The organism is Pseudomonas rhizoryzae (assembly GCF_005250615.1).
In the GTDB taxonomy this organism is placed as follows: Bacteria; Pseudomonadota; Gammaproteobacteria; order Pseudomonadales; family Pseudomonadaceae; genus Chryseomonas; species Chryseomonas rhizoryzae.
In genome coordinates, this window is sequence record NZ_SULM01000007.1 from 98819 (window position 1) to 120832 (window position 22014).

Sequence of the window (22014 nt, forward strand, 5' to 3'; positions counted from 1 at the left end):
GGGTTTCTGCAAGGGTACCGCGGCGGATCAGTAACCCAGGGCGAAGTCTTCCTCGGCCAGGGCCATCAGGCTGCCGGCACCGGCCAGCAGCGCCTCGGCATGGGCGCGGGTACGGGGCAGCAGGCGCTGGTAGTAGAAGCGCGCGGTGGCCAGCTTGGCCTGGTAGAAGGCGGCTTCGTCGGTCCCGGCGGCCAGCTTCTCGGCGGCGACCCGAGCCATGTCGGCCCAGAAGTAGGCCAGGCAGCAATAGCCGGAGTACATCAGGTAGTCGACGGCGGCGGCCCCTACTTCCTCGCGATCCTTCATGGCGGCCATGCCGACCTTGAGGGTGATCTCGCCCCACTCCTTGTTCAGCTTGGCCAGCGGCTCGACGAAGGCCTTGAGTTCGGCGTTCTCGGCGTTGGCCTGGCAGAACTTGTGCACCACCTTGGTGAAGGCCTTGAGCGATTCACCCTGGGTCATCAGCACCTTGCGGCCGAGCAGGTCGATGGCCTGGATGCCGGTGGTGCCCTCGTAGAGCATGGCGATACGGGCATCGCGCAGGTTCTGCTCCATGCCCCATTCGGCGATATAGCCGTGGCCGCCATAGATCTGCACGCCGTGACTGGCCGCCTCGAAGCCCACCTCGGTCATGAAGGCCTTGGCGATGGGAGTGAGGAAGGCCAGTTGGGTCTCGACCTGCTGCTTCTGCTCCTCGTCCTGGCTGTACTTGAGGATGTCCACCAGCTTGGCGGTGTAGTAGATCATCGCCCGGCTGCCTTCGGCGAAGGCCTTCATGGTCAGCAGCATGCGCCGCACATCGGGGTGCACGATGATGGGATCGGCGGGCTTCTCCGGGGCCTTGGGACCGGTCAGGGAGCGCATTTGCAAGCGCTCACGGGCGTACTTCAGGCCGCCCTGGAAGGCCACCTCGGCATGGGCCAGGCCCTGCAGGGCGGTGCCGATACGGGCGAAGTTCATGAAGGTGAACATGCAGTTCAGGCCACGGTTCGGCGGGCCGATCAGGAAGCCGGTGGCACCGTCGAAGTTCATCACGCAGGTGGCGTTGCCGTGGATGCCCATCTTGTGTTCGAGGGAACCGCAATGCACGGCGTTGCGCTCACCGGCCGCGCCGTTGGCGTCGGGCAGGCGCTTGGGCACGATGAACAGCGAAATGCCCTTGGTGCCGGCGGGGGCGTCGGGCAGGCGGGCCAGCACGATATGGACGATGTTCTCGGCCATGTCGTGCTCACCGGCGGAGATGAAGATCTTGGTGCCGGTGATGGCGTAGCTGCCGTCCGGACGCGGCTCGGCCTTGGTGCGCAGCATGCCCAGGTCGGAGCCGCAGTGCGGCTCGGTCAGGCACATGGTGCCGGTCCACTCACCGGTCACCAGCTTTTCCAGGTAGGTGTGCTTCTGCTCGTCGGTGCCGTGCTGTTCCAGGGTGTTCATGGCGCCATGGGACAGGCCGGGGTACATGCCCCAGGACCAGTTGGCCTGGCCGACCATTTCCGACAGGGAGATGCCGAGGGATTCGGGCAGCCCCTGACCGCCGTGGGCGGGGCTGTGCGCCAGGCTCGGCCAGCCGCCTTCGACGAACTGGGCATAGGCTTCCTTGAAGCCGTCCGGCGTCTTCACGCCCTCCTCGCTCCAGGTACAGCCCTGCTGGTCGCCGATGCGATTGAGCGGAGCCAGCACCTGCTCGCAGAACTTGGCGCCTTCTTCGAGGATGGCGGCGACCATGTCGGGGGTGGCATCACCGCAGCCAGGCAGGCTCTGGTAGTGCGCGTCATAGCCCAGCAGTTCGTCGCGAACGAAGCGGATGTCCCGCAGGGGAGCCTTGTATTCGGGCATGACTGTTACCTCTTTGCGAATGCTTGTTGTCGAGGAAGGCGGGCCGCTGCCCGCGGGCGTTTAAACAGTTGTTTGAAACTTATGTTCTAGCCCTTGCCTTGTCAAGCATGGCGGAGACGAGCGGAACGACCGGTCAGTCCGCCAGAGCCAGGGCCTCGGTCAGCGCTACCAGCGTATTCGGGCGCACCAGTCGCGCCAGTTCCTGGCCGTCCTTGAGCAGGATCAGCGTGGGCCAGAGCTTGACGCGGAAGGAGCGACCAAGACGTCGCCCGGAGCCATCTTCGATCTTGAGATGGCGCACGGTGGGGTACTCCCCCAGCGCCGTGGCGAGCAGCGGCTGGGCAGCGCGGCAATAGCCGCACCAGGGCGCACCGAACTCGACGAGGGTCACGCCGGGCAAGGCATCGACGTCGGCCCGAGCGGGCTCCTGGGCGGCATAGTCGGAGGTCATGGGCATTGGACAGCTCCTGAAGTCGGTTCCAACGGTGGACAAGTCGTTGCGGGGACTGCTCGGTCACGCGAAAAGGGCTAGCGTCGATCCTGCGGTACGCCCCGATCCCACAACCATAACAAGGCGCCTCCCTTCTGCCTCCGTCTCCTTTCTTCTCCTGAGGCCCGCCATGAGCCAGACAGCGACTCCTGTTTCACCCGCCACCCTGCGCAAGGTCATCTCCGCCGCCTCCATCGGCAATTTCGTCGAATGGTTCGATTTCGCCCTCTACGGCTTTCTCGCCACCCTGCTCGCGGCGCATTTCTTCCCCAGTGGCGATGCGACCGCCGGCTTGCTCAAGACCTTCGCCGTGTTCGCCGTGGCCTTCGCCTTCCGCCCCCTGGGCGGCATCGTCTTCGGTCTGCTCGGGGATCGCATCGGCCGTAAGCGCACCCTGGCGCTGACCATCCTGATCATGGCCGGCGCCACCGCCCTGATCGGTATCCTGCCCAGCTACGCCACCATCGGCATCTGGGCGCCGATCCTGCTGACGGCGATCCGTTGCGCCCAGGGCTTTTCCGCTGGTGGTGAATACGCCGGTGCCTGCGCCTACGTGATGGAGCATTCGCCGCGTGATCGGCGTGGGCGCTACGGCAGCTTCGTGCCGGTCTCCACCTTCCTGGCCTTCGCCAGCGCGGCCCTGACCGCCTGGGGCCTGGACCTATTGCTGGGCTCCGCCGCCATGGCCGACTGGGGCTGGCGCATCCCCTTCCTGGCCGCCGCCCCGCTGGGCCTGATCGGCCTCTACCTGCGCCTCAAACTCGACGAGACGCCGGCCTTCCAGGCGCTGGAGTCCGAGCATGAGGTCAGCCATTCGCCTCTAGGCGAGACGCTACGGCTGCAGGGTCGCTCCATTCTGCGTCTGGGCGCCTTCATCTCGCTGACGGCCCTGTCCTTCTACATGTTCACCACCTACTTCTCCACCTACTTGCAGGTGGCCGGCGGCTTCAACCGCGCCGCGGCGCTGGCCATCAGCCTGATCAGTCTGTTCGCCGCCGCGGCTGCCTGCCCGCTGCTCGGGCGCGTCACCGACCGCATCGGGCGTCGCCTGACTACCGTGCTGGCCAGCCTGGTGCTGGCGGTGGGCGTCTATCCGGCGCTGCTGCTGGCCAGCAGCGGCCAGTTCGGTAGCGCTCTGCTGGGTTGCCTGCTGCTGGGCGCCGGTGCGGTGCTGTGCAACGTGGTGACGGCACCGCTGCTCAGCGAGGTCTTTCCAACCCGCACCCGCTACACCGCCGGCGCCATCACCTACAACCTGGCCTACACCATCTTCGGCGGCACCGCCCCGCTGATGGCCACCTGGCTGATCGGCGCCACCGGCAGCAACCTCTCGCCAGCGCTCTATCTGATCCTGATCGCCCTGCTCGGCCTGGTCGGCGGCCTGAGCCTGCCGGAAACCTCGCGGGTCGATCTGGACGAGATCGCCGAGGGCGGCGAGACCGGCTACCGCGCGGTGCGCGGCTAGACCGCTCGTCTCATCGCCGGCACTTCCTCCGGGCCGGCCTGCCGATAGGCAAAAGGCCCGGAGTTTCCCCCATGCCCGCCTCCCCCGATCTACAACGCTTCATCGATGCCCAGGCGACCACCTATGCCACCGCCCTGGCGGAGATCCGTGCCGGCCGCAAGCGCAGCCACTGGATGTGGTTCGTCTTTCCACAGATCGCCGGGCTCGGTCGTAGCGAGACGGCGCAGCGCTACGCCATCGCCTCTCGCGACGAGGCCAGCGCCTACCTGGCGCACCCCGTCCTGGGCCCGCGCCTGCGCGAGATCACTGCCGCGGCGCTGGAACATCCAGAGTTGTCCGCCACGGCCCTGTTCGGGCCGCCGGACGATCTCAAGTTCCATTCCAGCCTTACCCTCTTCGCCGCCGTGGCCGAAGATCCCGAACCCTTTCGCCAGGCGCTGAAGACCTTTTTCGCCGGCCAGCCGGACGAGGCCGCCCTGACACGGCTTTGTTAGCGCCAGAGTTCGGGTAGCGCGCCATCACGACCAGTCACCGGATCGGTCGTCGGCAAGGGTACCTGGGCGATCAGCTCCAGCGCGCGGGCATGGGCCGCGGGATCGGCGCGCTGGGTGATGAAGTCTTCCTGGCCCGGTGGATAGGCGCCCACTACCAGAAAGTCCTTACTGGCTTCCAGGCTGCGGTGACCGGTGCCCGCCGGCAGTACCACCACATCGCCAGCCGCCACGGTCACGTCCTGACCCTGTTCACCGCCCAGCCGCAAGGTCGCCTGGCCCTGTGCCACGCCGAGTACCTCGTGGGCATTGGGGTGATAGTGATGGTAATCGTAGACGCCATAGCGCCACTGCGGTGGCCAGTCATGGTCGGCGAACAGCCGCTCCAGGGCCGCCGCGCGGTCGGCACCATCCAGGGGCACCTGGCGGTAGAGCAGCACCGGCAGGCGACTGTTGGGGATGACCCCGTCATCGGTGAAGTGCAGTTGCTCGGGCTGGCCATGGCCCGCTGGCGCGGCCAGAGCGACGGCCGTGGGGGCGAGGCCCAGCAACAGGGACAGGATGGACAGGGGTGGGCGACGAGGCATGGCGCGCTGCTCCAGGGCTTTGCCAATGGAGGCCCGCCTGGCGGCAGGGTTCACCCACCCCGACCAGGTGACTAGGCCAACCACTCCCGCAACAGCGCCGTGGTCCGCTCCGGTAGCTCCAGCGGCGGCAGGTGACCGCAGTCGTCCAGCACCACCAGGCGCGAGCCCTGGATGCCCTGGTGCATCAACTCGGCCTCGGCGGGCGGGGTGAGCTGATCCTGGGCGCCGACGACGATGAGGGTGGGCACCTGGATCTGCGCCAGGGTCGGCCGCGAATCGACGCGGTCGATGATCGCCTGTTGCTGGCGCAGGAAGGCGTCCTTACCCACCGCCTTGCCCATGGCCAGGACGGTATCGGCCACCGGGGTGCCCAGCCGCGAGGCATGGATCAAGCGGGGCAGGAGCTGCGGGCTGATGCCGAGGAAGCGCCCGCGCTCGGCCAGTTCGAGCATGGCGCGGCGTTGGGCGGCGCGCGTCTCGCCATCGGGACTGGCCATGGTGTCGAACAGGGCCAGCCGCGCCACCCGCGCCGGGGCCTGGCGCAGGATCTCGAAGGCGACATAACCGCCCATGGACAGGGCGCCCAGGGCGAAGCGCGGCGGCGCCTCGGCCAGCACTCGCTGGGCCATGGCGGCGATGCTGGCGTCACGGGTGAGGTCGGGGATAGACACGGAACAGGTAGCGGCGAGGTCGGCCGCCTGGGTGGTCCAGAGACGGTCGTCGCACAGCAGGCCGGGGAGCAGAACCAGAGGCAAGGCGGGGGTGGCTGTCATTTCGCAGAGACTTGAAGGGCGAGGCGGAAAACGCGCAGTGTAGCGTGGATCGCTGGCGAACCCGGCGGGCTTTGCAGGTTCCAAGGGACATTGCCAAGGACTCGGAAACATCCATGCGTACTGAAGGTTTCTTCGACTGGCTCGGCGCGGCGCTCGGCCAAGTCATCCGTTTCATCATCGACCTGTTCGGCTCGGTCCTGGGCGGTATCGCCGATGCCGTGCACGACTTTCTCCATGGCATGGCCCGCTCCATCGGCATGGACGACTCCTACATCAGCTTCGTGGTCCTGGCCATCGGCCTGTTGCTGCTCTACGCCGCGGTACGGGCCTTCATGGCGCGCTCGGTGGTGGGCGGCATCATCTGGCTGATCCTCGGCCTGATGGTGATGAGCTGGCTGATCCGCGGTTGACTGGTAGCCCAGGCCTTGGCCTGGCACAGTAGGGACTCTTCACGGCACGGATGCCGGCATGTCCAACCCCGTCTACCGCTATCTCCAGCGCCACTGGCAGCGTCTGCGCCCCGGAACGGCCTGCACCCTGTGCGGCGCTTGGCTACCGCCTGGGCTCGCCCTATGCGAAGGCTGCGAAAGCGAGCTGCCCTGGCTCGGGTCGCACTGCCAGTGCTGCGCCCTGCCACTGCCGGTGGACGGACTTATCTGCGGCGGCTGCCTGGCCGAACCGCCGGCCTTCGACCAGGTGCTGGCGCCCTGGCGCTATGCCTTTCCGGTCGACAGCCTGATCAACGGCTTCAAGCATCGCGACCGCGGCAGTCACGGCCGCCTGGCCGGGGCACTGCTAGCGCGGCATCTGCAGCACCTGTTCGACGAAGGCCAGCCGCGCCCGGAGTTGTTGCTGCCGGTTCCGCTGTCGCCCCAGCGCCTGCGTCAGCGCGGCTTCAACCAGGCCGCCCTGCTGGCCGGCTGGCTCGCCAAGCCCCTGCACCTGCCGGTGAACGCGAAGATGTTACAGCGTGTGCAGGAACAGCACAGCCAGCAGGGCCTGACCGCTGGCGAACGTCGGCGTAATCTCAAGCAGGCGTTCGCCCTGTTGGATGAGGCCGAGCTGGCCGGTCGCCACGTGGCGTTGGTGGACGACGTCCTGACTACCGGGGCCACCGCGGATAGCCTGGCGCGCCTGCTCAAGCGTGCCGGTGTCCGGCGGGTCGATGTCTATTGCCTGGCCCGGACGCCGCCACCCGGCGAGTAGCGGTGTCACCAAAACGTCACTCAGTCTGACTAGGCTCGCCTGCACCCCTTAAGGAAACCTTAAGCATGCACAGCGAACAGACCGATCTCGAACGCCTCGTCCATCTCAGTCGCCGCCGCTTCATCGGCGCCGGAGCCCTGGCAGGGGCTGCGCTGTTCCTCGGCGGCGGCCTGCTCGGCCGTAGCGCCCTCGCCGACGCGGTGAGTGCAGCCAATGGCGACCCGCTGATCGGCTTCGCCAACCTCCCGGCTTCCACCGCCGACACCCTGGTGGTACCGCCCGGCTATCGCGCTAGCGTACTCATCAGCTGGGGCCAGCCGCTGCACACCGACGGCCCGGCCTTCCGCCCCGACGGCAGCCCGAGCGCTGCCGACCAGGAAGTCCAATTCGGCGATAACAACGACGGCATGGCCTTCTTTCCCTTCCCGGACGATCCGGAGCGGGCGCTGATGGCGATCAACAACGAATACACCAACTATCGCTATCTGCTCAGCCATGGCACGCCGCCCAAATCGCTGGAAGATACCCGCAAGGCCCAGGCCGCCGAGGGTGTCTCGGTGATCGAGGTACGTCGCAAGGACGGCCAGTGGCATTTCGTCCAGGGCTCGCCCTATAACAGACGCATCCACGGCAATACCCCCATCGCCGTCAGCGGTCCGGCTGCCGGCCACGACCTGCTCAAGACTACCGCCGACCCGGCTGGACGCGAGGTGCTGGGCACCTTCCAGAATTGCTCCAGCGGCGCCACGCCCTGGCACACCTACCTGACCTGCGAAGAGAACTTCACCGACGTCTTCGGCAGTCGCGACGCCAACCTGAAATTCGACGCCGCCCAGAAGCGCTACAGCGTCAAGCACGCCAGCGTGGAGAACGACTGGCACCTGCACGACGATCGCTTCGATCTGGCGCAGAATCCCAACGAACTCAATCGCCACGGCTGGATCACCGAGATCGACCCCTTCGACCCCGAGGGCAAGCCGGTCAAGCGCACCGCGCTGGGGCGCTTCAAGCACGAGAACGCCGCGGTCACCCGCACCCGTGACGGTCGCGTGGTGGTCTACATGGGCGACGACGAGCGCGGCGAGTTCATCTACAAATTCGTCAGCCGCGATCGCCTCCAGAACGACCCCAAGGCCGATCGCAACCTGCTCGACCACGGCACCCTCTATGTCGCTCGCTTCGACGAGGGCGACCATGACCCGAACCGCCCCAAGGGCCGCGGCCAATGGTTGCCGCTAGTGCACGGCGAGAACGGCCTGACCGCCGCCAATGGCTTCGCCAGCCAAGCCGAGGTGCTCATCCATGCCCGCCAGGCCGGCAGCCAGGTCGGCGCCACGCGCATGGACCGGCCCGAGTGGATCGCGGTCAGCCCCAAGGACGGCCAGGTCTACTGCACCCTGACCAACAACACCAAGCGCGGCGAGGACGGCATGCCGGTAGGCGGCCCCAACCCCCGCGCCAACAATCTTTATGGCCAGATCGTGCGCTGGCGGGAAGACGGCGACGATGCCGCTTCCCAGGCCTTCGACTGGGACCTCTTCGTCATCGCCGGCAACCCCAAGGTACACCCGGGCAAGCCGGAGGCCGGCTCCCAGCAGATCAATGCCGAGAACATGTTCAACAGCCCCGATGGCCTGGGCTTCGACGCCGCTGGCCGGCTGTGGGTGCTTACCGACGGCAAGTACAGCAACAAGGGCGACTACGAGGGCATGGGCAACAACCAGATGCTCTGCGCCGATCCGCGCAACGGCGAGATGCGCCGTTTCATGGTCGGCCCGGTGGGTTGCGAGGTCACCGGCCTGGCCTTCTCGCCGGACTACAAGACGATGTTCGTCGGCATCCAGCATCCGGGAGAGGAAGGGGGGTCCCAGTTCCCGGAACAACAGCCGAACGGCCAGCCACGCTCGTCGGTGATGGTCATCACCCGCGAAGACGGCGGGGTGATCGGCGCCTGACCGGCGGGCAGATAGTGCCCGAGCCTTCGCCATGGGGTTCGGGCATGCGCTAGCATCTCCCGGATGTAGGGTGGCAATCGCCATCGTCCCCCGTGACCGAGGAGCGCGCCATGTCTCATCCGTTCGAAAATCTGAGCCCCGACCTCGTCATCGACGCCGTCGAAAGCCTGGGCTATCTCAGCGATGCCCGGGTCCTGGCGCTCAACAGCTATGAAAACCGCGTCTATCAGATCGGTATCGAAGGCGAGACCCCGCTGATCGCCAAGTTCTATCGGCCGGATCGCTGGAGCGACGCGGCCATTCTCGAGGAGCATGCCTTTTCCGCTGAACTCGAAGAGCACGAGGTACCGGTGGTCGCCCCGTTGCAGCGCGATGGCCAGACACTGTTCAACCACGCCGGCTTTCGCTTCGCGCTCTTCCCCCGCCGCGGCGGCCGGGCGCCCGAGCCGGGCGATCTCAACCAGTTGCACCGGCTCGGCCAGTTACTCGGTCGCCTGCATGCCGTAGGTGCCAGCCGCCCCTTCCAGCACCGCGAAACGCTGGATGTGCAGGGCTACGGCCATGCCTCCCTGGATACGCTGCTGACTGGCGATTTCATTCCCAAGAGCCTGCTGCCCGCCTATGAATCGGTGGCGCGCGACCTACTGCTGCGGCTCGACGAACTCTTCGAGGGCGTCAGCTACGACCTCATCCGCCTGCACGGCGACTGCCACCCGGGCAACCTGCTCTGTCGCGACGACGCCTACCACATCGTCGACCTCGACGACTGCCGCCACGGCCCGGCCATGCAGGATCTGTGGATGCTCCTGGCCGGCGACCGTCAGGAGCGCCTGACGCAGCTCTCCGAATTGATGGACGGCTACGAGGAATTCCACGACTTCCAACCGCGCGAGCTAGCGCTGATCGAGGGCCTGCGCACCCTGCGCCTGATGCACTATAGCGCCTGGCTGGCACGCCGCTGGGACGATCCAGCCTTTCCCAAGAGCTTTCCCTGGTTCGGCAGCGAACGCTACTGGGGCGACCAGATCCTCACCCTGCGCGAGCAGCGCGCCGCGCTGGACGAGGCGCCGCTCAGGTTGTTCTAGGGTCTGCCTGTTCCTGGGCAGACGCGTGGAAAAGGCTACGAGGCCAAGGTTGAACATCTGTCGCGGCCATGGACCGCTCCTACAGGCACGGATGCCGCCGTAGGAGCGGTCGCTACGGCGCACCGGCATGGCCGCGATCCGCCACGTAGGTTGGGCTGAAACGGCTCCATCGTCGCAGCCCAACAGAGCCGTACTCTTAACCGATAGTCATCAGGCTCGCGTTGCCTCCCGCCGCCGCGGTGTTCACGCTCAGGGCGCGTTCGATGAGCAGGCGCTCCAGCGGGATGGCGGTTTCGCCGCGGGCCAGGCCCTGGACGCCGACGATGGGACCGTTGCGCTTGGCCACCTGCTGGCAGACCTGGCGCAACTGGTCGGAATCACCGTGGTGCAGGACGGCTTCGAAGGCAACCTCGTCCTTGCGCCAGTCGGCTGCCACCTGCACTCGCGCCCGTACCGCCTGCGGCAGGCGATTGAGGGTGGCCTTGTGGCCCTCCTCGACCAGGGCGGTGCTGCCCACGGCCATGACCGCCGCCAGTTGCAGTAGCAGATCGCTTTCGTCCGCCGCCAGGCACAGCACCCGGCTGCGCGGCAGCAGGCTGTAGCTGTTGCGCTCGCCGGTCGGGCCGGGCAGCAGGCGGGTCAGGCCGCTCAGGGATTCTTCCGCGAAGCGGCTGCAGGCTTGCTCCAATTCGCTCAGCCCCTGCTGCTTGGCCCAGTCCTGCAGCGCCGCGAGCGGGTTGCCGGCCTGCTGGCGCAGTGTCTCGCGCACCTGCCATTCGGTCTCGCCGGTGCTGCCCTTGGCCAGGGCCACGGCGGGGTCACCGTCGGGACGGGTACTCAATAGACGATAGAGGTACAGCGGACCACCCGCCTTGGGGCCGGTGCCCGAGAGGCCTTCGCCACCGAAGGGTTGCACCCCGACCACCGCGCCGACCATGTTGCGGTTGACGTAGAGGTTGCCGGCATGGGCGCGCTCCACCACCTTGGCGATGGTCTCGTCGATGCGGGTATGGACGCCGAAGGTCAGGCCGTAACCGGTGGCGTTGATCTGGTCGATGACCTTGTCCAAGTCCTTGCGAGCGTAGCGCACCACGTGCAGCACCGGACCGAAGACCTCGCGACCCAGCTCGGCCAGGCTCTCCAGCTCGATCAGGGTGGGCATGACGAAGGTGCCGCGGTGGATGGCATCGCCTTCCACGCGACCGCCTTGGTGTACCCGCCGGCCTTTGCCTTTCAGGGTCTGGATATGTTTGTCGATGGTGGCCTTGGCCTCGCCGTCGATCACCGGGCCGATGTCGATGGCCAGGTTCTCCGGGTTGCCCAGCCGGCATTCGGCCATGGCGCCCTTGAGCATTTCCAGCACGCGATCGGCCACGTCGTCCTGCACGCAGAGCACGCGCAGGGCCGAGCAACGCTGGCCGGCGCTATCGAAGGCGGAGGCGACCACATCGGTGACCACCTGCTCGGCCAGCGCCGAGGAGTCGACGATCATGGCGTTCTGGCCGCCGGTCTCGGCGATCAGCGGAATCGGCCGGCCCTGGGCGTCCAGGCGGCCGGCGATGTTGCGCGCCAGTATCTGCGCCACCTCGGTGGAGCCAGTGAACATCACGCCCTTGACCCGCACGTCGTTGACCAGAGCGGCGCCGATGGTCCCGCCCTCGCCCGGCAGCAGTTGCAGCACGCCTTCGGGAATACCGGCTTCCAGCAGCAGGCGCACGGCCTGAGCGGCGATCAGCGGGGTCTGCTCGGCCGGCTTGGCCAGCACGGTATTGCCAGCGGCCAGGGCCGCAGCGATCTGGCCGCTGAAGATGGCCAGGGGGAAGTTCCAGGGGCTGATGCAGACCACCGGCCCCAGCGGGCGGTGGCTGTCGTTGGCGAAGTCGCGACGCACCAGGGCGGCGTAGTAGCGCAGGAAGTCCACCGCCTCGCGCACCTCGGCGATGGCGTTGGCGTAGGTCTTGCCGGCTTCGCGGACCAGCAGGCCCATCAGCGGCTGGATCTGCGCCTCCATCAGCTCGGCGGCGCGATCCAGGGCGGCGGCGCGCTGCTCGGGCGGCGTGGACTGCCAAATCGGCGCGGCGGCCAGGGCTTCTTCCAGGGCGATATCGACGTCGGCACGGGTGGCGTTGCTCACCTGGCCAACGCGGTCGCGGCGATCCGCCGGATTGAGCACCGGCTGGGGAATCGCCGGCTCACTGGCCCGGCCCAGCAGCGGACGGGCTTCCCAGGCGGTGTTGCCACTGGCCAGCAGGGCGGCGGACAGCGAGCCCAGGCGGTGTTCGCTGGACAGGTCCAGGCCGCTGGAATTGCGGCGCTCGGCACCGTACAGGGCGCTCGGATGAGGAATGCGCGGATGCGGCAGACCGATACCACCTTCGCTGGTGGACTGCTGCTCGATCTGCACCACCGGATCGGCCACCAGCTCGTCCAGCGAGATGGAATGGTCGGCGATACGGTTGACGAAGGAGGTGTTGGCGCCGTTTTCCAGGAGACGGCGGACCAGGTAGGCCAGCAGCGTCTCGTGGGTGCCCACCGGGGCGTAGATACGGCACGGCCGCGCCAGCTTGCCGTCCTTGACGCTGCCCACCACCTGCTCGTACAGCGGCTCGCCCATGCCGTGCAGGCACTGGAATTCGTATTGGCCGGGATAGTAGTTCTGCCCGCCCATTTGATAGATGGCCGCCAGGGTATGGGCATTGTGGGTGGCGAATTGCGGATAGATGGATTCCGGCGCCGCCAGCAGCTTGCGCGCGCAGGCGAGGTAGGCCACGTCGGTGTAGACCTTGCGGGTATAGACCGGATAGCCCTCCAGGCCTTCCACCTGGGCACGCTTGATCTCGCTGTCCCAGTAGGCGCCCTTGACCAGGCGGATCATCAGCCGGCGCCGGCTGCGCTTGGCCAGGTCGATCAGGTAGTCGATCACCAGCGGGCAGCGCTTCTGATAGGCCTGGATGACGAAGCCGATGCCGTTCCAACCGGCCAGTTGCGGCTCGAAGGACAGTCGCTCCAGCAGGTCCAGGGAGATTTCCAGGCGATCGGCTTCCTCGGCGTCGATGTTCAGGCCGATGTCGTAACGCTTGGCCAGCAGGGTCAGCTCCAGCAGGCGCGGGTACAACTCGCTCATCACCCGGTCGTACTGGGCGCGGCTGTAGCGCGGATGCAGCGCCGAGAGCTTGATGGAGATGCCGGGGCCTTCGTAGATGCCACGGCCGTGGGAAGCCTTGCCGATGGAGTGGATGGCCTGCTCGTAGGAGGCCAGGTAGCGGCGGGCATCGGCTTCGGTCAGGGCCGCCTCGCCGAGCATGTCGTAGCTGTAGCGGAAGCCCTTCGCCTCGAACTTGCTGGCGTTGGCCAGGGCCTCGGCGATGGTCTCGCCGGTGACGAATTGCTCGCCCATCAGGCGCATGGCCATGTCCACGCCCTTGCGGATCACCGGCTCGCCGCTCTTGCCGATGAGGCGATTGAGCGAGCTGGTGAGGCCGGCCTCGTTGTGGGTCGACACCAGGCGGCCGGTCAGCAGCAGGCCCCAGGTAGCGGCGTTGACGAACAGCGAGGGGCTGTTGCCCAGGTGCGGTTGCCAGTTGCCGGTGCTGATCTTGTCGCGGATCAGGGCATCGCGGGTGCCCTTGTCGGGGATGCGCAGCAAGGCCTCGGCCAGGCACATCAGGGCGACGCCCTCCTGGGACGACAGCGAGAACTCGCGGAGCAGACTCTGCACCATCCCGGAGCGCCCGGTTGCACCCTTGGCGTTACGCAGCTTCTCGGCGATGCGGTGGGCCAGCTCATGGGTGGCCTTGGCCTGGGCCGCGGGCAGGCGCGCCTGCTCCAACAGCAGCGGCAGCAGCTCTTCTTCCGGACGGCGATAGGCCGCGGTGATGGCCGAGCGCAGCACCGACTGCGGCAGGATGCTCTCGGCGAATTCCAGGAACGGCTGGTAGACCGGATCGGCCAGTGCCTCGACGGCTTCGTTGTCACCCTCGGCCAGGCGTTGGGCGATGCCCTGCAGATCGGCCAGGGTCGCGCCGCTTTCCAGGGTTTCCAGGTAGGTGAAGATGGCCTGCTTGATCAGCCAGTGGGGCGTCCGGTCGATACGACGAGCCGCTTCCTTGAGGCGATCGCGGGTGGCTTCGTCGAGCTTTACGCCCAGGGTGGTAGTGGTGGCCATGCGCAGATCCTCAAGCAAGAAGGCGTCGAATTCGGCGCAGCTTAGCGCCGCCCGAAAGAAAAGTGCAACCAGGTGCAACCCATGGAGTTCTACCGCCGATCAGGTTGCACTAGAGCCGGAGTAACAGATCGCAAAACTATGCAGAGATCAGGCCAGGGTTGCGACGGGGTCCAACCGCGCCTCGCAGTGTGCCGTCTGAAGACATCGCGGCGGCGTGAAATCGTTAGCCAGGCAAGTGTTACCTCACTTCACACCGAACCGGCAGCGAGCCAAGGCGCCCCGGTGGATTGTTCATCCCAATGAAGGGAAATGCGGCAGGACGAATTCGCCCAGCTCCTGGACGATCTCACTGACCGGCCGGCGCGATGGCCTCAGGTTGAGGGCCAGGTGATTGACCCCCGCCTCCTGCAACTGACCGAGATAGTCCACCAGCGCCCGGCGACCACAGGAGAGCCCGGCATGGATCGGCCGCGGTGGCTGAGCCGGGTCGCTGGCCAGTTCGAAGAACAAGCCTTGGGCGAAGGGCTTGAACAGCTCACGTCCGCCGATCTCGTCGAGCGCCTCGCGCCACACCCGGGTCAGCGCCGGTACGTGCTCGGCGGGCACGAAGTAGTAGAACCAGCCATCGGCCTTGGCGGCGATCCAGTCCACCGTCTGCCGGCTGCGCCCGGTCACCAGCGCCGGGATACGGCCGTGCACCGGCTTGGGCACCAGGTCGGCCACGCCCTGCAGATCACCGAAACGGCGGAATTCACCCAGCGGGAAGTTGGTCTCGCCCGCCAGGCGAAACATCTCGAAGGCGTCACGAAAGCGCTCGCCACGCCGCTCGAACTCGCTTTCCAGGCCGAAGGCCGGATATTCCACCGGCCGATCGCCGGACGCCACCCCCAGCACCAGACGCCCGTCACTGAGCTGGTCGACTGAGGCCGCCATCTTGGCCAGGTGCAGCGGATGCCGCAGGGTGATGACGGCGCTGCCGGTGGCCAGGGTGATGTCCTGGGTAATGGCCGCGAGATAACCGAGATAGGTAAAGGGATCGAACACCTGCCCGGCATCGTTGAAGCCCGGATCGTAGAAGGGTACGTCGCGTGCCCAGAGCGCGGCGAAGCCCAACTGATCGGCCAGTCGCGCCAGGCGGGCATGGTCGCGCAGGGTCGGCATGGGATCGTCGGGATAGCCTTCCAGCGGCAGCAGGAAACCCAGAGTCAGGCGCCCTGGCGCGAACAGGCGGGAGAAGCCCGGATGCTGGAAAAAGGCGCGGCGACGCTCCGTGGTGGACATGGGGATTCCTTGCGGAAGGGATACGGGGCTTCTCTATGGAGTCTAGCCCCACTACCGGGTTCGATTGGTTACCTGACTAGTCAGCACTGTCAACTTTCGACTCATACACGACACGACGGAGCATCAAGCGGCCTATCAGACCTTTGCATAAGCCGCCATTAGCCGACAGCAGCTTCTCATTCCCTATTTAGTAATACTTAAAAAAATCCCCAAAAAATTAGGTAAATCAAAAAAACATCTAAAACATTGTAATCAATGAAATTACTCCAAACGCGACACTTGAGTTCTACGGAAATCTCGCCTTAAAAACACGCTAATAAAAAAGCAAGTCGATATTTATTGACACGGTTCACAATTATCCTATCTATTCAAAGATCACTGTTGAATCAATTCTTACCGACTGCGGTATTGCAGCCAGGGTTTTCTAATGCGCTTCAGAAATATAAGTGTCCGCTCGAAGCTGTTCGCCGGTTTTGCCTTGCTCATCATTCCTACGCTGCTCGTCGCCTACAGTGGCTGGAGTGGACTCGATTCCCTGAACCGGCGCAGTTCGCGTATCGAGACGATCGACCTGCTGGGTTTCTACAGTCGGGACATGCGCATCCAAAGCCAGGCATTCATCCTGGACGACACCCCGGAGCAGGCTGCCCAGTGGCTGAAGGCCTCGGACCGCCTGGCCAACGAACTGCAGAGCGTCGCCGCGGCGTCGAGATCACCGCGCAACCAGGAACTCACCCGGCAAGCGCAAGAGCTGCTCAAGCGTTACCGGGTTGTGCAACAGGATCGGGTAGCGCTCTCGGTAGAGCAGCGCAAGAGTCGCGAAGCAGGAACCCAGATCGGCGATGAACTCACGGAACGGCTCAAGACCCTGATGGGTACTCAGAGCGATGCAGAACATCCGGGAAGCCAGCAGCAACTCAGCGAACTCTTCGCGGCCAGCCAGCGGATGCGCCTGGAGCTGCGCTCTTACCGGACCAGCCCCGGCGCCACTCAGGAGAAGCGCGTCAGGCAGAGCCTCGACCAAGCCCAGACTGAGCTGAAGGATCTGGATAGCTTGCTACCCGCGGAGCAGGTCGCGACGCTGAGGAGCGGAATCCAAGGTTACTCCCAATACTTTGATCGGCAGGTCGAACTGCAGACCAAGGCGACCGAAGCGCGCGACACGCTCGATCAGACCATCGAGAAGCTGTTAGGTATTACCGACGAGCTCAAGACCTACCAAAGCGAACTCCGCAAGGGCGACATGAGCAGCGCTCAATATTCGCTGCTGGGTTGGCTGCTCGCCATCATCACCCTCAGCCTGGCCACGGCCTGGATCATCACCCGCTCCATCGTCCTGCCCTTGCGCGAGACGATCCGTCTGGCCGAACAGGTCGCCAGCGGTGATCTGACCGCCCAGGTCACGGTTACCCGCCAGGACGAGCTCGGCGTGCTCCAGAGCGCCATGCAGCGCATGACCGGCAATCTACGCGAGCTGATCCGCGAACTCCGCGACGGCGTGGTGCAGATGGCCAGCGCCGCCGAGGAGCTTTCCGCCATCACCGAGCAGACCCGTGCCGGCGCCACGGCGCAGAAGGTCGAGACCGAGCAGATCGCCACCGCCATGCATCAGATGAGCACCACCATCGGCGAGGTGGCGCGCAACGCCGGCCAGGCCTCGACGGCTGCGCGCGAGGCGGCGCTCAAGACCCGCGAGGGCAACCTGACGGTCGGCCAGGTGGTCGGCCAGATCGAGGATCTGGCCCAGGAGGTAGACACGACCCAGATCACCATGGAGTCACTGAAGCAGGACGCCGACCGCATCGGCGGGGTGCTGGACGTGATCAAGGCCGTCGCCGACCAGACCAACCTGTTGGCGCTCAACGCCGCCATCGAAGCTGCCCGCGCCGGCGAAGCGGGCCGGGGCTTCGCCGTAGTGGCCGACGAGGTTCGCGGCCTGGCACAGCGGACCCGCTCCTCTACCGACGAGATCGCCACCCTGATCGGCAGCCTTCACGACAGCACCGATCGGATGAGCACGGCCCTCGAGCGCAACATCCAATTGACCGCCAGCAGCGTCGACCTGAGCCGCCAGGCCGGCGTCATGCTCGGCAGCGTCAGCAACGCGGTGGACGAGATCCAGTCCATGAACGAACAGATCGCCGCCGCGGTCGAGCAACAGAGTTCAGCCGGGGAAGACATCAGTCGCAGCGTGGTCAAGGTTCATGAGGTAACCGACCAGACCGCGGCCGCCAGCGCGGAAACCGCCCGCTCCAGCAGCGAGCTGGCGCGCCTGAGCCTGCAACTGCAGGAGTTGGCGTCGCGCTTCAAGGTCGCCTAGATTCAGCCAGCGACCGCGGTCAGGGCGCTTGTACCTGCAACCGCGGCCAGCCAGGCGTCCAATGGTTTCCGTCCAGCCAGGATGGCGAGGGGTCGGCAACGCGCCGGTTCCTCGCCGAATGAGGTATCGATACGCTGCATGGCTGCCCTCCCCATCGAGAGTGCAGCCCACCCCGGTCAGGCCACCGAGGCGATACGGTTGCCGGCGCTGGCCTTCTCGACCTTGATGGCGACGAACTTGGAGGTGGGCGTGAAGCTGCCCTCGCCGTAGCTCTCCAGGGGCACCAGCGGATTGGTCTCTGGGTAGTAGCCGGCAGCCTGGCCGACCGGGATGTCGAACGGCAGGGCGGTGAAGCCGCGCACTCGCCGCTCCACGCCGTCGTCCCACAGCGCCACCAGATCGACCTTTTCGCCCGCTGCCACGCCCAGCCGATCCAGATCGGCCTGGTTGACGAAGACCACGTCGCGCTGGCCCTTCACGCCGCGATAGCGGTCATCCAGGCTGTAGACGGTGGTGTTGTACTGGTCGTGGGATCTCATGGTCTGCAGGATCAGGTCCGGCTTGACGCCCTGGCGACGGACCGCCTCCGGCAAGAGGTCATGCAGCAGCGCATTGGCGGCGAAGTTGGCCTTGCCGCTGGCGGTGTTCCACTCGCGGCGTCCGGCCTTGTTGCCCAGGTAGAAGCCACCGGGAGCCTGCAGCCGGGCGTTGAAGTCCTGGAAGCCGGGAATGACGTCGGCGATCAGCTCGCGAATGCGGTCGTAATCCTCGATCAGCCAGTCCCAGTCCACCGGATGATTACCCAGGGTGGCCTTGGCGATGCCAGCGACGATGGCCGGCTCGGATTTCATCTGCGACGACAGCGGCTTCAGGATGCCGGCCGAGGCGTGCACCATGCTGAAGCTGTCTTCCACGGTGATGGCCTGCTTGCCGCCCTTCTGCACGTCCAGCTCGGTACGCCCCAGGCAGGGCAAGATCAGCGCCTGGCGGCCGGTCACCAGGTGGCTGCGGTTGAGCTTGGTGGCGATGTGCACGGTCAGGTTGCACTTGCGCAGCGCCTTGTGGGTGCGCGGCGTGTCCGGGGTGGCCTGGGCGAAGTTGCCACCCAGCCCGATGAAGACCTTGGCCTGGCCCTGCTCCATGGCGGCGATGGCCTCCACGGTGTTGTGGCCGCGGTTGCGCGGCGGCTCGAAGGCGAAGCGCTTGGCCAGGGCGTCGCTGAGCCAGGCCGGGGCCTTCTCGTCGATGCCCATGGTGCGGTCACCCTGGACGTTGCTGTGGCCGCGCACCGGGCAGAGACCGGCACCGGGCCGACCGATATGACCGCAGAGCAGTTGCAGGTTGGCGATCTCCTGCACCGTGGCCACCGAGTGGCGGTGCTGGGTGACGCCCATGGCCCAGCAGATGATGACCTTCTCGGCCTTCACGTACATGCGCGCGGCCTGCTCGATCTCGTGCAGCGACAACCCCGACTGGCGCTCGATCAACTCCCAGGAGGTGGCGTCCACCTGGGCCAGGTAGTCGTCCACGCCGAGGGTATGGGCGGCGATGAAATCGTGATCGAAGACGCGCTTGGCGCCCTTGGCCGCCGCTTCGCGCTCCCACTGCAGCAGGTACTTGGCGATGCCGCGCAGGGCGGCCATGTCGCCACCCAGGGCCGGGCGGAAATAGGCGGTGTTGGTCGGCCGCGAGTCGTTGGTGAGCATCTCCAGCGGGCTCTGCGGATGCTGGAAGCGCTCCAGGCCGCGCTCCTTGAGCGGGTTGAAGCAGACCACCTGGGCGCCCCGCTTCACCGCGTTGCGCAGGGTCTCGATCATGCGCGGGTGGTTGGTGCCGGGATTCTGGCCGATGACGAAGATGGCGTCGGCCTCGTCCAGGTCGTGATAGGTCACGGTGCCCTTGCCGACGCCGATGCTGCGGCCCAGACCCACGCCGCTGGCCTCGTGGCACATGTTCGAGCAATCTGGGAAGTTGTTGGTGCCATAGGCGCGCACGAACAGCTGATAGAGGAAGGCGGCCTCGTTGCTGGCACGCCCCGAGGTGTAGAACTCGGCTTCATCCGGGCTGGCCAGCGCCTTGAGCTCCTTGGCGATGAGGGCGAAGGCCTCCTCCCAGGCGATGGGCACGTAGCGATCGGTGGCGGCGTTGTAGCGCAGCGGCTCGGTGAGCCGGCCCTGGTATTCGAGCCAATAGTCGCTCTGCTCCAGCAGCGAGGTCACGCTGTGGCGGGCGAAGAAGGAGGCATCGACGCGGCGCTTGGTGGCCTCCCAGTTGACCGCCTTGGCGCCGTTCTCGCAGAACTTCACCAGGCCGTTTTCCGGCGCCTCGCCCCAGGCACAGCCGGGGCAGTCGAAGCCGTGGTCCTGGTTGGTCTTGAGCAGCGTACGCAGATTCTTGAAGGCGTTACCGCTGTCGAGCCAGAAGTGCACCACGCTCTTCAGGGCGCCCCAGCCGGCGGCGGGGCCTTGATAGGGTTTGAAGGACTGCTGAGGTTTGTTCATGGCGATTCCCGTGGGATCAAGGGGCCACCGGTGCCGGGGCATAGACCCGCGGCGGCGACCGGTGTGGCAGATGGATCAGGTTGAGACGATGGCGGCGCGCCCATTCCACGGCCAGCCCGGTGGGAGCCGACAGGGTGATGAGGGTGGCGAGCCCGGCGCGCACCGCCTTGTGGATGAGTTCGAGACTGCAGCGACTGGTGACCACCACACAGCCTTCGCGCACCGGTTGGCGCTGGCGCAGCAGGGCGCCGATGAGCTTGTCCAGGGCGTTGTGCCGGCCGATGTCCTCGCGGCAAAGGGTCAGTTCGCCCTGGCCGTCGATGAACAATGCGGCATGCACCGCGCCACTGCGCTGGCCCAGGTCCTGGGCGGCATCGATGCGCTGACGCAGGTCGTGCAGGTGGGCGGCCGGTGGCAGCGGCACCTTGCGCAGCCGATCCAGCTGCGGCAGCGCCTGCTCCAGGGCCTCGACCCCGCACAGCCCGCAGCCGCTGGTACCGGCCAGTTGGCGGCGCTGCTGCTTGAGCGCCCAGAAGGTGCGGCTGCTGATCTCGACGTCGACATTCAAGGCTTCACCAACCCGGCGCACCTGGATGCCATAGATGTCGTCGATGGCATCGACGATACCGGCGCTGAGGCTGAAACCGACCACGTAGTCTTCCACGTCGGCCGGGGTCGCCATCATCACCGCATGGCTGATGCCGTTGTAGGCGATGGCCAGCGCCACTTCCTCGGCCAGCGGCTGCTCGCCACGCACGGCGGGCTGCTCCAGCTCGGCGAAGGCATAGCCGGCGGGCAGCGGGGCGACGGGATCTGGCGAATCCTGGGACATGGCGGAAAACGACCTGCGGCGGTTTGACACAGATCAAAGATTAACCAGCGGACCCCAGGGCGTCTAATCGCTATGCCCAATGCCTTGATAAGCCCTATCTATCACTCTCGGCATAGAGCGCCTTGATCGCCTGGAAGCAGGCGTCGGCGACCGCCAGTCGGGGTTCGGTCCGACGAATGAGCAGGCCCAGCGGCGTCAGGGTACGGGCCGTATCGATGGGGATCAGCCGCGCATGGGGCGTCAGGCGGTCGAAACCACCGGCCAGGGGCACCACGGCGCAGCACAGCCCGGCGTTGACCGCCTGCAGCAGCAGATAGACGGCATCGGTCTCCAGCACCGGTTGCGGCGTCAGTCCGAGGCTGCGAAAGCCATGGTCCACCGACTGACGGAAATGCATGGCGCCGGTCAGCAATCCGAGCGGCAGCCCGGCCACCGCCTGCCAATCCAGCGCCGTCTGGTCGAAGGTGAAATGGCGCTCGTCATAGAGCAGTCCCATGCGGGTTTCGGTCAGGGTGAGGCTGTCGAAGCGGGCCGGGTCCAGGTGCTCCAGGTAGGAGATGCCCAGTTCCAGGCGATTGCTGGCCACCGCTTCGAGGATGCGCTCGGTACTCAGCACCTGCAGCTGGAAATGCAGCTTGGGGTGCAGTTGGCGCAGGTGCTGCAGCAGCGGCATGGGATCGAAGCTGGCCAGGGGCACCAGGCCGACCCGCAGCGTACCCACCAACTGTCCCTGGAAGGCCTGGGCCTCGGCATAGAGCCCATCGTGGGCGGCCATCAGGGTCCGCGCCCAGGCGAGGATGCGCTGACCAGCCTCGGTGAAGCCCTCGAAGCGCTGGCCACGGCGCACTAGCTCGACGCCCAGTTCGTCCTCCAGGCCGCGCAGACGCATGGACAGGGTCGGCTGGGTCACATGGCAGCGCGCCGCCGCCTGGCCGAAGTGACGCGTCTCGTCCAGGGCGATGAGAAAGCGCAGTTGCTTGATATCCACCGATCTACTCCACGCTCGCCTGCTGTACCCCCTCTCCCCCTG

Annotated in this window: 16 protein-coding genes and 1 pseudogene; 8 read left to right on the forward strand and 9 right to left on the reverse strand. The window is 66.3% G+C overall.

Annotated features, from left to right (window positions below):
- Positions 1 to 27: 27 nt before the first annotated feature.
- On the reverse strand, positions 28 to 1833 hold the full coding sequence (locus FAZ11_RS12820; RefSeq protein WP_058772254.1) for a phenylacyl-CoA dehydrogenase: 1806 nt from the start codon (positions 1831 to 1833) through the stop codon (positions 28 to 30).
- 133 nt (positions 1834 to 1966) lie between these two features.
- Entirely contained in the window at positions 1967 to 2290 is a 324-nt protein-coding gene (locus FAZ11_RS12825) for a thioredoxin family protein (protein WP_058772255.1), read from the reverse strand.
- Between the two features lie 163 nt (positions 2291 to 2453).
- On the opposite strand from FAZ11_RS12825, the gene FAZ11_RS12830 reads away from it, so the two are divergent.
- Positions 2454 to 3788: an MFS transporter gene (locus FAZ11_RS12830; protein ID WP_058772256.1), complete on the forward strand. Its 1335-nt coding sequence runs from the start codon at positions 2454 to 2456 to the stop codon at positions 3786 to 3788.
- A gap of 71 nt (positions 3789 to 3859) precedes the next feature.
- A complete protein-coding gene (locus FAZ11_RS12835) occupies positions 3860 to 4282 on the forward strand; it encodes a DUF1810 domain-containing protein (protein WP_058772257.1) in 423 nt (140 codons plus the stop codon).
- On the opposite strand, the gene FAZ11_RS12840 is transcribed toward FAZ11_RS12835, so the two are convergent.
- Positions 4279 to 4866 (reverse strand): cupin domain-containing protein, encoded by a 588-nt coding sequence (locus FAZ11_RS12840; protein WP_081319968.1) that lies wholly within the window; start codon positions 4864 to 4866, stop codon positions 4279 to 4281. The two genes, FAZ11_RS12835 and FAZ11_RS12840, sit on opposite strands and share 4 nt — an antisense overlap.
- A 71-nt stretch (positions 4867 to 4937) precedes the next feature.
- The gene (locus FAZ11_RS12845) at positions 4938 to 5639 is read right to left on the reverse strand and encodes an alpha/beta fold hydrolase (RefSeq protein WP_058772258.1); all 702 of its coding nucleotides are present in this window, start codon (positions 5637 to 5639) and stop codon (positions 4938 to 4940) included.
- A gap of 113 nt (positions 5640 to 5752) precedes the next feature.
- Between FAZ11_RS12845 and FAZ11_RS12850 the strand changes: the two genes are divergently transcribed.
- From FAZ11_RS12850 to FAZ11_RS12865, 4 genes are all read left to right on the forward strand, one after another.
- On the forward strand, positions 5753 to 6049 hold the full coding sequence (locus FAZ11_RS12850; protein ID WP_058760287.1) for a hypothetical protein: 297 nt from the start codon (positions 5753 to 5755) through the stop codon (positions 6047 to 6049).
- Between the two features lie 58 nt (positions 6050 to 6107).
- Positions 6108 to 6845: a ComF family protein gene (locus FAZ11_RS12855; protein WP_058772259.1), complete on the forward strand. Its 738-nt coding sequence runs from the start codon at positions 6108 to 6110 to the stop codon at positions 6843 to 6845.
- 65 nt (positions 6846 to 6910) lie between these two features.
- Positions 6911 to 8800: a PhoX family protein gene (locus tag FAZ11_RS12860; protein WP_058772260.1), complete on the forward strand. Its 1890-nt coding sequence runs from the start codon at positions 6911 to 6913 to the stop codon at positions 8798 to 8800.
- A 110-nt stretch (positions 8801 to 8910) separates the two neighbouring features.
- Positions 8911 to 9885 carry a serine/threonine protein kinase gene (locus tag FAZ11_RS12865; protein ID WP_058772261.1) on the forward strand — a complete coding sequence of 325 codons (975 nt, stop codon included), beginning with the start codon at positions 8911 to 8913 and terminating at the stop codon, positions 9883 to 9885.
- Positions 9886 to 10081: 196 nt separating this feature from the next.
- Here the strand turns inward: FAZ11_RS12865 and putA are convergent, their stop codons facing one another.
- Positions 10082 to 14050, reverse strand: a complete 3969-nt coding sequence (putA, locus tag FAZ11_RS12870; protein ID WP_058772262.1) for a trifunctional transcriptional regulator/proline dehydrogenase/L-glutamate gamma-semialdehyde dehydrogenase — start codon at positions 14048 to 14050, stop codon at positions 10082 to 10084.
- A gap of 291 nt (positions 14051 to 14341) precedes the next feature.
- Positions 14342 to 15331, reverse strand: coding sequence for an LLM class oxidoreductase (locus FAZ11_RS12875; RefSeq protein ID WP_058772263.1), 990 nt, complete (start codon positions 15329 to 15331; stop codon positions 14342 to 14344).
- A 427-nt stretch (positions 15332 to 15758) separates the two neighbouring features.
- Here FAZ11_RS12875 and FAZ11_RS25495 point away from each other — a divergent pair.
- Positions 15759 to 16793 (forward strand): annotated as a pseudogene (locus FAZ11_RS25495) (methyl-accepting chemotaxis protein); the annotation flags it as partial.
- Positions 16794 to 16934: 141 nt separating this feature from the next.
- Positions 16935 to 17651 carry a methyl-accepting chemotaxis protein gene (locus tag FAZ11_RS25500; RefSeq protein ID WP_420849648.1) on the forward strand — a complete coding sequence of 239 codons (717 nt, stop codon included), beginning with the start codon at positions 16935 to 16937 and terminating at the stop codon, positions 17649 to 17651.
- A 176-nt stretch (positions 17652 to 17827) separates the two neighbouring features.
- Here the strand turns inward: FAZ11_RS25500 and FAZ11_RS12885 are convergent, their stop codons facing one another.
- The 3 genes from FAZ11_RS12885 to FAZ11_RS12895 all read right to left on the reverse strand — a co-directional run bounded on the left by FAZ11_RS12885 (position 17828) and on the right by FAZ11_RS12895 (position 21972).
- A complete protein-coding gene (locus FAZ11_RS12885; protein ID WP_058760297.1) occupies positions 17828 to 20152 on the reverse strand; it encodes an FdhF/YdeP family oxidoreductase in 2325 nt (774 codons plus the stop codon).
- 16 nt (positions 20153 to 20168) lie between these two features.
- On the reverse strand, positions 20169 to 20984 hold the full coding sequence (gene fdhD, locus FAZ11_RS12890) for a formate dehydrogenase accessory sulfurtransferase FdhD (RefSeq protein WP_058772265.1): 816 nt from the start codon (positions 20982 to 20984) through the stop codon (positions 20169 to 20171).
- Between the two features lie 94 nt (positions 20985 to 21078).
- Positions 21079 to 21972 (reverse strand): LysR family transcriptional regulator, encoded by an 894-nt coding sequence (locus tag FAZ11_RS12895; protein ID WP_058772266.1) that lies wholly within the window; start codon positions 21970 to 21972, stop codon positions 21079 to 21081.
- Positions 21973 to 22014 lie beyond the last annotated feature (42 nt).